Source organism: Pseudomonas cerasi, assembly GCF_027983475.1.
In the GTDB taxonomy this organism is placed as follows: Bacteria; Pseudomonadota; Gammaproteobacteria; order Pseudomonadales; family Pseudomonadaceae; genus Aquipseudomonas; species Aquipseudomonas cerasi.
Genome location: NZ_JAQJVM010000001.1, coordinates 1,270,051 through 1,282,467 on the forward strand (window position 1 = coordinate 1,270,051; position 12,417 = coordinate 1,282,467).

13 protein-coding genes are annotated in these 12,417 nt (G+C 60.5%); 8 read left to right on the forward strand and 5 right to left on the reverse strand.

Going from position 1 to position 12,417, the window contains the following annotated elements; translation table 11 throughout:
• Positions 1-177: 177 nt before the first annotated feature.
• Both PI739_RS05400 and PI739_RS05405 read right to left on the reverse strand, forming a co-directional pair.
• Positions 178-2,694 carry an ABC transporter permease gene (locus PI739_RS05400; protein WP_054081880.1) on the reverse strand — a complete coding sequence of 839 codons (2,517 nt, stop codon included), beginning with the start codon at positions 2,692-2,694 and terminating at the stop codon, positions 178-180.
• Positions 2,694-3,377, reverse strand: a complete 684-nt coding sequence (locus PI739_RS05405) for an ABC transporter ATP-binding protein (RefSeq protein WP_003366807.1) — start codon at positions 3,375-3,377, stop codon at positions 2,694-2,696. Before PI739_RS05405 ends, PI739_RS05400 begins: the two co-directional genes overlap by 1 nt.
• 10 nt (positions 3,378-3,387) lie before the next feature.
• Between PI739_RS05405 and PI739_RS05410 the strand changes: the two genes are divergently transcribed.
• The 3 genes from PI739_RS05410 to PI739_RS05420 all read left to right on the forward strand — a co-directional run bounded on the left by PI739_RS05410 (position 3,388) and on the right by PI739_RS05420 (position 5,409).
• A complete protein-coding gene (locus PI739_RS05410) occupies positions 3,388-3,993 on the forward strand; it encodes an arylesterase (protein ID WP_054081879.1) in 606 nt (201 codons plus the stop codon).
• Between the two features lie 56 nt (positions 3,994-4,049).
• On the forward strand, positions 4,050-4,331 hold the full coding sequence (locus PI739_RS05415; protein WP_003315714.1) for a hypothetical protein: 282 nt from the start codon (positions 4,050-4,052) through the stop codon (positions 4,329-4,331).
• Positions 4,332-4,443: 112 nt separating this feature from the next.
• The gene (locus tag PI739_RS05420; RefSeq protein WP_003433060.1) at positions 4,444-5,409 is read left to right on the forward strand and encodes a L,D-transpeptidase family protein; all 966 of its coding nucleotides are present in this window, start codon (positions 4,444-4,446) and stop codon (positions 5,407-5,409) included.
• Positions 5,410-5,594: 185 nt separating this feature from the next.
• Here the strand turns inward: PI739_RS05420 and oprI are convergent, their stop codons facing one another.
• Positions 5,595-5,846 carry an outer membrane lipoprotei OprI gene (gene oprI / locus PI739_RS05425; RefSeq protein WP_002553018.1) on the reverse strand — a complete coding sequence of 84 codons (252 nt, stop codon included), beginning with the start codon at positions 5,844-5,846 and terminating at the stop codon, positions 5,595-5,597.
• A 461-nt stretch (positions 5,847-6,307) separates the two neighbouring features.
• Between oprI and PI739_RS05430 the strand changes: the two genes are divergently transcribed.
• Complete coding sequence (locus tag PI739_RS05430) at positions 6,308-6,595, forward strand: GNAT family N-acetyltransferase (protein WP_003315710.1); 288 nt, start codon at positions 6,308-6,310, stop codon at positions 6,593-6,595.
• Positions 6,596-6,682: 87 nt separating this feature from the next.
• On the opposite strand, the gene PI739_RS05435 is transcribed toward PI739_RS05430, so the two are convergent.
• On the reverse strand, positions 6,683-7,759 hold the full coding sequence (locus PI739_RS05435; protein ID WP_003366814.1) for a 3-deoxy-7-phosphoheptulonate synthase: 1,077 nt from the start codon (positions 7,757-7,759) through the stop codon (positions 6,683-6,685).
• Positions 7,760-7,992: 233 nt separating this feature from the next.
• Here PI739_RS05435 and PI739_RS05440 point away from each other — a divergent pair, with 233 nt between their 5' ends.
• The 4 genes from PI739_RS05440 to cysB all read left to right on the forward strand — a co-directional run bounded on the left by PI739_RS05440 (position 7,993) and on the right by cysB (position 11,584).
• A complete protein-coding gene (locus PI739_RS05440; protein WP_054081878.1) occupies positions 7,993-8,964 on the forward strand; it encodes a putative 2-dehydropantoate 2-reductase in 972 nt (323 codons plus the stop codon).
• A gap of 3 nt (positions 8,965-8,967) precedes the next feature.
• Positions 8,968-9,888 carry a 5'-nucleotidase gene (locus tag PI739_RS05445; protein ID WP_003347087.1) on the forward strand — a complete coding sequence of 307 codons (921 nt, stop codon included), beginning with the start codon at positions 8,968-8,970 and terminating at the stop codon, positions 9,886-9,888.
• Positions 9,889-9,964: 76 nt separating this feature from the next.
• A complete protein-coding gene (locus PI739_RS05450; protein ID WP_044308264.1) occupies positions 9,965-10,459 on the forward strand; it encodes a universal stress protein in 495 nt (164 codons plus the stop codon).
• A gap of 150 nt (positions 10,460-10,609) precedes the next feature.
• A complete protein-coding gene (cysB, locus tag PI739_RS05455) occupies positions 10,610-11,584 on the forward strand; it encodes an HTH-type transcriptional regulator CysB (RefSeq protein WP_003315705.1) in 975 nt (324 codons plus the stop codon).
• 78 nt (positions 11,585-11,662) lie between these two features.
• Here cysB and PI739_RS05460 read toward each other — a convergent pair whose 3' ends face one another.
• Positions 11,663-12,397, reverse strand: coding sequence for a phosphoadenylyl-sulfate reductase (locus PI739_RS05460; protein WP_003366821.1), 735 nt, complete (start codon positions 12,395-12,397; stop codon positions 11,663-11,665).
• Between the last annotated feature and the right edge of the window lie 20 nt (positions 12,398-12,417).

Consider the following 12,417-nt stretch of genomic DNA (forward strand, 5'->3'; position numbering starts at 1 on the left):
GATGAGCCCGGAGAGTGGGGCTAAAACCGTAGCGTCAGGCAGGGTGCAGATCTCTGTGCGAGTGACCGGGGCGGCGATCCGCATTGCTCACGAAGACGTTGGTCCAAACGCCCTATTTCCGAAGGCTGTACCGACCTCTTCGCGAGCAAGCTCGCTCCCACTGGATGGTGAGTAGCCTCAACCCTCGCGCAGCACGGTCAGCGGACTGACGTTCAATGCGCGGCGGGTGCCGAATACACCGGCACCGCCGACCAGCAGGGCACCGATCACCGGGAGCAGCAATAGCCACGGATGCGGTTGCCATTCCAGCGAAAAGGCGTAGCGGTACAGTACAAAGCTCACCAGCTCACAACCGAGTGCCGCCAATACACCGCTCGCGGCGCCCAGCAAACCGAATTCGATGCGTCGCGACTTGATCAGCAGTGCTCGCTCTGCGCCCAGTGCCCGCAGCAGTGCGCCTTGCCGGATGCGTTCATCCAGCGTGGCCTGCAATCCGGAAAACAGCACGGCGATACCCGCGGCCAGCACGAACAGCAGGACGAACTGCACGGCCAGGGTGACCTGATCGAGGATGCTGCGTACCTGTGCCAGCAAAGCCTCTACACCCAGAATGCTGATGGACGGGTAGGCGCGCGACAGCTCGACGATCTGCTTGTCCTGGCCGGGTGGCAGGTAGAAGCTGGTCAGGTAGGTGGTCGGCAAGTCGGCGAGGGTGCCGGGCTGGAAAATCATGAAGAAGTTGGGCTGGAAGGTATCCCAGTTCACATTCCTGAGGCTGGTCACCACGGCTTCGCGGGTCAGTCCGCCGACAATGAAACTCAGGCGGTCGCCCAGCTTGATTTTCAGGCTGTCGGCCAGTTTGGCCTCGATCGAGACACCGGGCGTTGCATCACGTTGCCCGGAGTCAGGCAACGCCTTCCACCAGTTACCGGCAGTCAGGGTATTGCCCTCGGGAAGCTCGGCGGCCCAGGTCAGGCTCAGGTCGCGACGCGTGGCATTTTCACCGCGCGAATCCTTGGTCACGAAGTTACTGACCGGTTCACCATTGATGCTGGTCAGGCGTCCTGGCACCACCGGGTAAAGGGGCGCAGCGTGAGTGGACAGCTTGCTCAGGGTCTGGGCGAAGTTTTCTTTATCGGCTGGCAGTACGTTGAGCACGAAATAGTTCGGTGCATCCTTGGGCAGCTGATTTTGCCAGGTGTCGAGCAGCTCACCGCGCAGCAGGGCGATCAAGCCCATCGACAACAGGATCAGGCCGAAAGCCAGTGATTGTCCGGCAGCGGCCAGCGGGTAACGCAGCAGTTGCCCCAAGCCCAGTCGCCAGGGCAGCGAGGCGCCGGACAGCAGACGGCGCAGGCTGTTGAGCGCCAGTAACAGCAGACTGCCGAGCAGCAGCGCGGCGACGATACCGCCACCCAGCAGGGCGAAGGTCAGCACCAGATCCAGGCTCAGACGCCACATGATCAGGCCCAGCGCAAGCAGCGCCGCGCCATACACGAGCCAGGAGCTGGCGGGGATCGGCAGCATGTCGCGGCGCAGAACACGCAGCGGCGGCACGCGACCCAGTGCAGCCAGCGGCGGCAGGGCGAAACCGGCCAGTGCTACCAGCCCGGTGCCCATGCCGGCCAGCGCAGGCAGCACGCCGCCTGGCGGAACGGTTGCCGGAAGCAGATTTTGCAGCAGCGCGAACAGCCCGAGTTGTGCAAGCCAACCCAGCAAGGCACCACTCAGGCTGGCCAGCAAGCCGATGATCGCCAGTTGCAGGCTGAACAGGGTCATCGCCTCACCGCGCGACAGCCCCAGGCAGCGTAGCAGGGCGCTGGCATCAAAGCGTCGTGCAGCGAATCGGGATGCCGACAGCGCCACGGCAACGCCCGCCAGTAAGACGGCAACCAGACTGGCCATATTCAAATAACGTTCGGCCTTGCCCAGTGCGCCGCCAATCTGCTGGCTGCCATCGCGGGCGTCCTTGATTTCCTGATGCGGCTCAAGACCCGGCTCGATGGCTTTGCGATAGGCCGCCAGTGCTTCCGGCGGGCCGCTCCACATCTCCCGATAGGTGACCCGGCTGCCCGGTTGCACCACGCCAGTGGCGGCAAGGTCCTGCAGGTTGATCATCACGCGCGGGGTCAGGCTGTAGAAGTTGCCTGCCCGGTCTGGCTCATAAGTCAGTATGCGGGTCAGTTTCAAGGTTTTGGAGCCGACGTCGAGGTCGTCTCCCACCTTCAGGTCGACCGCAGGAAGCAGGCGTGCCTCGACCCAGGCTTCACCCGGTTGCGGGCCGCTGCCAGCCTGTTCCGGCTGGTACAGGTCTGCGGCGCTTTTCAGTTCGCCGCGCAATGGGTAAGCGTCGTCCACCGCCTTGATGCTCGACAGCTGGATGCCCGCGTCGGTCGCGATCACGCTGGAAAAGACCACGATCTGCGCATGCTTGAGTTGCAGGCGTTTGCCTTCTTCGACCTGCTCGGCACGCGCCGGGCTCGAGCCTTCAAGGATCAGATCTGCGCCCAGGAACTCGGTCGCCCGCAGCAACATCGCGCCGTTCAGACGGGCGCCGAAATAACCGATGGCGGTGCTCGCCGCCACAGCGACCAGAAGGGCAAAGAACAATACCCGCAACTCTCCGGCGCGGGCATCGCGCATCAGTTGGCGGACAGCGAGGCTCAGCAGGCGGGCAAAAGGCAAACGTGCCATCAAGGCTCCAGCGGGGCGACCAGTCGGCCCCCTTCAAGACGGATCAGGCGACGGCAGCGATGCGCCAGACGCTCATCGTGAGTGACCAGCACCAGCGTGGTGTTGCGCTCCTTGTTCAGTTCGAAGAGCAGGTCGCTGATACGTTCGCCGGTGTGGCTGTCGAGGTTGCCGGTGGGTTCGTCGGCGAACAGCACGTCGGGGTCGGCAGCGAAGGCGCGGGCAATGGCGACCCGTTGCTGTTCACCACCGGACAACTGACGCGGGGTATGGGTCAGGCGCTGGCCAAGGCCCACCCGTTGCAGCAGATCGCGGGCTTTTTCGCGGGCGTCTTTGCGGCCTTCGAGCTCCATCGGCAGCATGACGTTTTCCAGCGCGTTCAGGCTGTCGAGCAACTGGAACGACTGAAACACGAACCCGACGTGCTCGGCCCGCACTCTGGCGCGCTGGTCTTCATCCAGCTCGCTGAGATTGCGGCCTGAAAGGATGACCGAACCGGCGCTCGGCAGGTCCAGTCCGGCGAGCAAACCGAGCAGGGTGGATTTGCCCGAACCGGAGGCGCCGACGATGGCCAGCGTGTCGCCCTTGTTTAGTTCCAGGGAGAGTTCGTGCAGGATGGTCAGGTCACCTTCGGTGCTGGGGACTACTTTGCTGAGGCTTTGGGCACTGAGAATACTTTCACTCATGGAGAATCCGATGCGTGCGTTGTTTTTAAGTGCTGGCCTGGGGTTACTGCTGCTGTCACAGGGCGCGTTGGCGGGCACGGTATTGATCGTTGGGGATAGTATCAGTGCGGCTTTCGGGCTGGATACCCGCGTGGGGTGGGTCAGCCTGCTGGAACAGCGTCTGGGCAAGGAGGGATTCGACGACAAGGTGGTCAATGCCTCGATCAGTGGCGACACCAGTGCAGGCGGCCAGGCGCGTTTGCCTGCGCTGCTTGCAGAGCATAAGCCGGAGCTGGTTATTCTGGAGTTGGGGGGCAACGATGGCCTGCGCGGTCAGCAGCCTGCTCAATTGCAACAAAACCTTTCATCGATGATCGACCGCTCGAAGGCGGCGGGTGCCAAAGTGCTGTTGTTGGGCATGCGTATCCCGCCCAACTACGGGCCACGCTACACCAAGGCCTTTGAAGAGGTTTACAGCAACCTGGCCAAGGAGAAAAAGGTCCCCTTCGTGCCATTCTTTCTCGAAGGTGTAGGCGGGGTGCCTGAACTGATGCAAGCCGATGGTCTGCATCCGGCCGCCGCTGCTCAGGGCAAGTTGCTGGAAAATGTCTGGCCGAGCCTGAAACCGCTGCTTTGAGGCTTTCCCGGGCGGGGGCTTTCGGCTAATGTGGCGCCCCCGATCTGGAGCCCCCCATGCCGCGTCCCGCCTGGTCCCTGTATGCCTATCAAATGCTTGAACCCGATGAGCAGCTGGATCTGTTCGCCTGTCAGGAAGTGCGCGTCCATTTGATCGCTCGCCAATTGGAGCTGGGCGGCTCGATCGACCGTACATTATGTGGCACGTTGTTGCCGGCCCAGCCGCAAATGCGCGCCGTCGAACTGCAGGCCATGCGCGATGAGCGTCTGTGTCCCCTGTGCAAGGCCATCATGGATGCGCAGCGCAGAGGGATGAATCCGATCTGGCCTGAACTCTAGCTGTCATGACTGCCCGAAGGGCAACCGCAGATATCCCCGATCCGGCAAGGGCCGGTGTACACTTCAGTTCTTGTTTCCATCCCTTTAGTCGTTACCCGAAGGATCTTCCCGGATGTTGTCGCGCATTCCAGCCGTTACCCGCTGTCTGTCGCTTGCTGCTCTGTGCGCGGCGAGCTCTGTCCATGCACTGGAGTTTCCGTTGCCGCCGCCCGGCGAAGACATCGTGGGGCAGGTGCAGGTCATCAAGGCCAAATACGAAGACACCTTCGCCGACCTTGGCACCCAATATGATCTGGGCTACCTGGAAATGATCGCCGCCAACCCTGGTGTCGATCCCTGGCTGCCGGGTGCAGGCAAGGACATCGTGCTGCCGACCCGTTTCATTCTGCCGCCGGGGCCGCGCGAAGGGATTGTCATCAACCTTGCCGAATACCGCATGTATTACTACCCCAAGGGTCAGAATGTCGTGCACACCTATCCGCTGGGTGTCGGTCGTGAAGGCTGGGGGTCGCCGATCGGCGTGACCAAGGTGACGGCCAAGACGCCGAACCCGACCTGGACGCCGCCAGCCTCGATCAAGGCCGAGCATGCGGCCGATGGTGATCCGCTGCCAGACGTGGTGCCGGCCGGTCCGGACAACCCGCTGGGGCCGTTCAAATTCGGCCTCGGGCTTTCCGGCTACCTGATCCACGGCTCGAACAAGAAGTTCGGCATCGGCATGCGCACCAGTCATGGTTGTTTCCGCATGTATAACAATAACGTGCTGGAACTGGCCGACATGGCCCCGGTCGGTACGACGGTGCGCATCATCAGCGAGCCTTACAAGTTCGGGATCAGCGGCGGCAAGGTTTACCTGGAAGCGCACACGCCGGTTGATGACCTGGGCAACCCGTCGGTGGTCGACAAGCACACTGCGGTGATCAATGCGCTACTCAAGCGTGACGACCTGGCCAATAACCTGCGCATGAACTGGGACGTGGTGCGTGATGTAGTCGCGGCCGAAGACGGCATACCGGTGGAGATAGCAGAACCGGGCAAAGCGCCTGCGAGTGCTGAAGAACCGGTGATTTTTCAGTAAATCGTCGCCGGCAGTTGCTCTCGTGCCAATGCTCAGCGTTGGCATGATAGTCAAAAGAAAAGTCATCGGGTCTTAGCCCTGTCCCTGGAGTCATTCAGGCTTCTGCAGGCAATCACTCAGCCAGACAACAGGCAAAAAAAAGCCGACCCGTTGCCGGGTCGGCTTTCAATAACCCCGGGGGATTATTACTTGCGGCTGGCTTTGTCCAGCATGCGCAGAGCGCGCTCGTTGGCTTCGTCAGCAGTTTGCTGAGCTTTTTGAGCAGCAGCCAGAGCTTCGTCAGCCTTGCGGTAGGCTTCGTCGGCACGTGCTTGCGAACGAGCTGCTGCGTCTTCGGTAGCTGTCAGACGAGCTTCGGTTTCTTTGGATACGCTGCTGCAACCGGTAGCCAGAACTGCGGCCAGAGCCAGAGCAGAGAATTTCAGAACGTTGTTCATCGTGTTCACCTTCAAGGAATTTTTTTTCAAATTAGTCATCTCTCGAAAATGAGAAAACGACCGGCGTACATAGTACCCATTGTTTGTAGTAAGTAAACGGACCCGGCGCAAGAAGCTGCTAAAATTCCTCGCTTTGAAAGCGTTCCGCGTTACTTCTCAAGCGTTCTGTACAAAAACTATCCACTTTAACGGGACCCATGCCGTGCTGAAGCGTTCCCGACAGTTCTCATCAGCCCTGGCCTGATCGACTGTCGGTCGGCACGCGAACATTTAAAGGTGTTTTTACATCGACCGCGCTTGAGCATAGTCGCTAATGGCGCCTACTATCTCAATGTGATGTCCGTCGAGATCGGCAGTGCTCTACCGGTGTCGAAAACAGACACTGGGTGGCGTAGATGTTCCTTCGCCTGAAAAAGACCGGTAAGGTAGGGGTCAAATTCCAAGACCCGCGAGGAGTAGCGATGAGCGAGGCGTTGTCCATCCACCATGACGAAGTCGGCCACCATTTCGAAATCATTATCGACGGCCACCGTGCTTATCTGACCTACATGGATCTCGGCAAGCAGACCCTGGATTTCTATCGGACCTTTGTGCCGGACGCCTTGCGAGGTCGCGGAATTGCCGCGGCGCTGACCAAGGAGGCGCTCGATTATGCCGACAGCATGGGCTATTCCGTCATACCGTCCTGCTCTTATGTAGAGCGTTATATGGAGTTGCATGATCTGCAGTCGCAGGCGGCCAAACTCTGAGGACCTGTCACTACCGACAGCAAGCATAAAAAAAACGCCGAGCATTTGCTCGGCGTTTTCGTTATTGCGGTGCAGTCGGTCAGGCAATCACTTGCGCTTGCGAGCTGGCAGCACATCCCTGAGTTTCGCATGCATGCTGCGCAGGGTCTTTTCGGTGCTTTCCCAATCGATGCAGGCATCGGTAATGGACACGCCGTACTGCAATTCCGACAGGTCCTTGGGAATCGCCTGGCATCCCCAGTTCAAATGGCTCTCGACCATCAGGCCAATGATCGATTCGTTGCCTTCCAGGATCTGGTTGGCGACGTTTTCCATCACCAGCGGTTGCAGGGCCGGGTCCTTGTTGGAGTTGGCATGGCTGCAGTCGACCATGATGTTCGGACGAATGCCGGACTTGTTCAGGGCCTGTTCGCAGAGCGCGACGCTGACCGAGTCATAGTTGGGCTTGCCGTTGCCGCCGCGCAGCACCACATGACCGTAGGCATTGCCTTTGGTGGTCACGATCGACACGCCGCCTTCCTGGTTGATACCCAGGAAACGATGCGGGCTCGACACCGATTGCAAGGCGTTGATGGCAACGGTCAGGCCGCCGTCGGTCCCGTTCTTGAAGCCGACTGCCGAGGACAGGCCCGAAGCCATCTCACGGTGAGTCTGGGATTCTGTGGTGCGCGCGCCGATGGCCGACCAGCTGATCAGGTCCTGCAGATACTGCGGAGAGATCGGGTCCAGGGCTTCGGTGGCGGTGGGCAGCCCCATTTCGGCCAGATCCAGCAGTAGCTGGCGACCGATGTGCAGGCCGTCCTGGATCTTGAACGAGTCATCCAGGTACGGGTCGTTGATCAGACCTTTCCAGCCTACCGTGGTGCGTGGCTTCTCGAAGTAGACGCGCATCACCAGATACAGCGTGTCGGATACTTCCGCCGCCAGCGCCTTGAGACGCTCGGCGTACTCCTTGGCTGCCTTCAGGTCGTGGATCGAGCACGGGCCGATCACAATGAACAGGCGGTGATCATGGCCATCGAGAATGTTGCGAATCACTTCGCGACCCTGGCTGACGGTCTGCAGGGCAGCATCGGTCAGGGGGATGTCGCGCTTGAGCTGATCCGGAGTGATCAGAGTCTCGTTGGAGGCAACGTTGAGGTCGTCAATCGGTAAATCAGCCATCGTGTTACTCATCAGGTCGCGGGTACTGGCCGCCAACGGTCCCCCGTGCGGCGGTGCCCAGCAGGTTTGAGCGCAGCGGGGAGCCGAACCTTAGCGCGTTATCGCGTTGTTCGACAATAAGTAAACGAGGTATCGGCCAGGTCTTTGGCCGAGATGCGCTGCCTTATTGCAAGACAATCCGCTGCGACGGATAGTGTACGGCCGCAAATAGCGAGACAGTCAAGGGAGAGGTCATGAGTGTTGATTCTCGTCGTCCGCGCGTCGGCATCATAGGTACGGGTGCCATCGGTGGCTTTTACGGACTGATGCTGGCGCGTGCCGGATACGATGTGCATTTTCTGCTGCGCAGCGAGTTTGACACGGTGGCGCGCGAAGGTTTGCAGGTCAAAAGCGCCGTGCATGGCGAATTGTCCCTCAAGCCCGTTCAGGCGTATCGCTCGGCGGCTGAAATGCCGCCTTGTGACTGGCTGCTGGTCGGCACCAAGAGCACCGGCAATGCCGCGCTCGGTCCGATCATTCGCCAGGCGGCTGCGCCGAACGCCAGCGTGCTGCTGTTGCAGAACGGTCTGGCTGTCGAAGACCAACTGCGTAATGTCCTGCCCGACAGCCTGCATATACTCGGCGGGCTGTGTTTCGTCTGCGTCAACCGGGTTGCGCCCGGCGTCGTTGCCCATGAAGCTTTCGGCGCGGTCAGCATCGGCTATCACAGCGGCCCGGCAGCCGATGAGGCGAGCCGCATGGCGGTCGTCGAAGCCTGTGCGGCTCTGTTCAACACGGCCGGCATCGACGCCCCGGTCATGGCCAATCTGCAGCAGGCCCGCTGGCAGAAGCTGGTCTGGAATGTGCCCTACAACGGGCTGTCGGCCTTGTTGCAGACCAGTACCGGGCGATTGATGGCCGATCCGGACAGCCAGGCCTTGATCCGGGCGCTGATGGACGAGGTCGTGCAGGGCGCCGAGGCCTGTGGGCATACCTTGCCGCCGGGTTTCGCGCAGCATCTGTTTACAGTGACCGAAAGCATGCCGGATTACAGGCCCAGCATGTACCACGACCTGGCCGAAAGACGCCCACTGGAGCTGGACGCCATTTATGCCCGGCCCCTTGCAGCGGCGCTTGCCGCCGGGTTTGACATGCCTCGCGTGCGGGCGCTTTATCAGGCACTGGCGTTCATCGATCGGGGCAACCACCCGGCAAGCAAGGAGTGATTCATGACAGAAGCTGAAGACCACAAGCTGGTACTGGCGATTTCATCGCGCGCGCTGTTCGATCTGCGCGACAGTCATGAGGTGTACATGGCCGATGGGGTCGAGGCCTACCGCAAGTATCAGATCGAGCATGAGGATGAAATTCTCGCGCAGGGCGATGCGTTCCCGCTGGTCGAAAAACTCCTGAGCCTCAATGCCAGTCTGCAAAAGGCGCGCGTCGAAGTGGTGCTGGTGTCACGCAACAGTGCCGATACCGGCCTGCGGGTCTTCAACTCGATTCAGCATTATGGCCTCGACATCAGCCGGGCCGCCTTTGCCGGCGGACGCAGTCCTTACCCGTATCTCGCAGCGTTTGGCTGCCACCTGTTTCTCTCCACGCATGCCGAGGATGTGCGCAGCGCCCTGGATGCGGGGTTTGCGGCCGCGACCATCCTTTCGGGTGGCGCACGGCGTGCAGCCAGCGCTGAGCTGCGGATTGCCTTCGATGGCGACGCCGTGTTGTTTTCCGACGAATCAGAGCGGGTGTACCAGAGCGGCGGGCTGGCGGCCTTTCAGGCCAGCGAGCGTGAGTGGGCTCGCGAGCCGTTGCGCGGCGGTCCCTTCAAGCCATTTCTCGCCGCACTCAATCAACTGCAGCGCGAGTTTCCCGACGCGAGCTGCCCGATTCGCACCGCGCTGGTCACGGCTCGCTCGGCACCTGCCCATGAGCGCGTGATCCGCACCTTGCGCGAATGGGACATTCGTCTGGACGAGTCGCTGTTTCTCGGTGGGTTGCAAAAGTCGGCCTTTCTTGAAGCGTTCGCCGCCGATGTGTTTTTCGACGATCAGCCCGGCCATTGCGAGAAGGCGCGTGATGTGGTGGCGACGGGGCACGTTCCGCACGGCATCAGCAACGAAATAGTGCCACTTGCCGACGGGGGCTGAGAAGTCCGCCGTCGCAGCCGAGGATGCGCTGCTACGCTGAGTCAATCTCCGCCATTCCGGTTGTATGGGAGGTTGTATGGTCCGTTCGATGCTGTATGCCGCAGACCTCGGTCTGTACGCGCCTTATGTAACGCAGCACGCGCTGGCGCTGGCTCGAACGTTCAACGCCGAGCTGTACGTTATCCATGTCGTCGAGCCTTTGGGCCTGTTCGCCGAGTCGGTGCTGCAGAGTTACCTGGGCGAGGAAGCGTTGAAAGAGCTTCGCGGCAAGGGTGTGAATGCGTTTCTGAGTGGAATAGAGCAACGAATGCTCGACGGGTTTCGTGACGAACTGGGCGAAGGGCACTCGGACCTTTCCCTGATTCGTACGGTGCGTGTCGTTCAGGGCGAGCCTGCCAGCGTGATTCTCGAACAGGCGCACAGGCTGAATGTGGATTTGCTGGTGGTCGGCAGTCACAGCCGCAGGATGGAAGAGGGCACCTCTATAGGCCGCACGGCTGCCAGGGTCCTGCAGTTTTCCGACGTGCCGGTCTACATGGTTCCGATGATGTTGAAAAAGGGGCGGGGGTAGAGGGAAGGTCCAATTGGTGGTTTTAATGAAATCGAGCGTGCGATCACCTTACAAAGGTGATAAAAAGTTCTAGAATTATTCGTCTCACCATTAATCCAGTTATATACCGTCGCCGATACCCATAGGGTTTATCTGCTTTGAGGGATACATATGAAGCTCCAACAACTGCGCTACATTTGGGAAGTGGCGCACCACGACCTCAACGTTTCCGCGACGGCCCAGAGCCTTTACACCTCCCAGCCCGGTATCAGCAAGCAGATCCGCCTGCTTGAAGACGAGCTGGGCGTCGAGGTTTTCGCCCGCAGTGGCAAGCACCTGACGCGTGTGACACCGGCAGGCGAGCGCATCATCACCACAGCGGGCGAGATCCTGCGCAAGGTCGAGAGCATCAAGCAGATTGCCCAGGAGTTCTCCAACGAGAAGAAGGGCACGCTGTCGATCGCCACCACTCACACCCAGGCGCGTTATGCCTTGCCGCCGGTAATCAGCAACTTCATCAAGCAATACCCAGATGTCGCGCTGCACATGCATCAGGGATCACCGATGCAGATCGCCGAAATGGCGGCTGACGGGACGGTTGATTTTGCCATCGCCACCGAGGCCCTCGAGCAGTTCAGCGATCTGGTGATGATGCCGTGCTATCGCTGGAACCGTTGCATTGTCGTGCCGCAGGGGCACCCGTTGACCAAGGCACCGAAGCTGACGCTGGAATTGCTCGCCGAATACCCGATCGTGACTTACGTCTTCGGCTTTACCGGCCGTTCCAAGCTGGACGAGGCGTTCAGCCATCGCGGGCTGGTGCCCAAGGTCGTGTTTACGGCGGCGGATGCCGACGTGATCAAGACCTACGTCAGGCTGAATCTGGGCGTGGGCATCGTGGCAAGAATGGCGATAGACGAGGCAGTGGACAGCGACCTGGTGGTGCTCGATGCCAGTGACCTGTTCGAGTCCAGCGTGACAAAAATCGCTTTCCGTCGCGGCACCTTCCTGCGTGGTTTCATGTGCGATTTCATCGAGAAATTCGCACCGCACCTGACCCGCGAAGTCATGGCCAAGGCGATTCAGTGCCATAACAAGCAGGAAATGGAAGAGCTGTTTGCCAACGTCGAGTTGCCGGTGCATTAGGAGCAGCGGCAAGCTGCAAGTCAGCGCCGGACGCGCGTTGACTTGTAGCTTGCAGGTCGAGGCGTGCCTCTGGCTGCGTCAGTTGCGCGCTATCAGGTTGCCCGCATGCAGCCCGCATTCCTTCTGCGTGGCTTCCTCCCACCACCAGCGACCTTCGCGCTCGTGCTGGTTCGGCAGTACCGGGCGGGTGCAGGGTTCGCAGCCGATGCTGATGAAGCCGCGCTCGTGCAGGCTGTTATAGGGCAGCTCCAGCATGCGGATGTAGCCCCAGATTTCCTCGCTGCTCATCTGTGCCAACGGGTTGAATTTGTACAGCGTGCGCTCGGGCGTCGAAAATGCGCTGTCGACTTCCACTGCAGCAACGGCACTGCGGGTGCCGGGGCTCTGATCACGGCGCTGGCCGGTTGCCCAGGCGCTGACGCCAGACAGTTTGCGACGCAGCGGCTCGATCTTGCGGATGCCGCAGCATTCGCCGTGACCATCCCGGTAAAAGCTGAACAGGCCCTTTTCCTTGACGAAAGGTTCAAGTTTGCTGTGGTCGGGCGAAACGATCTCGATCTCGATCTTGTAGTGCTCGCGGACCTGTTCGATGAAACGATAGGTTTCCGCGTGCAGGCGCCCGGTGTCCAGGCTGAAGACCTTGACGTTCTTGTTCAGCTTCCAGGCCATGTCGACCAGAACCACGTCCTCGGCACCGCTGAACGAGATCCACAGGTCGTCGCCAAAGTGTTCGAAGGCCAGCTTCAGAATGTCTTGTGCAGACTTGTTCGCATAGGTCGTCGCCAGTTCAGCGACGTCGAAAGGTTGGCTCATCAGGCGGCTTCCTAAAATGC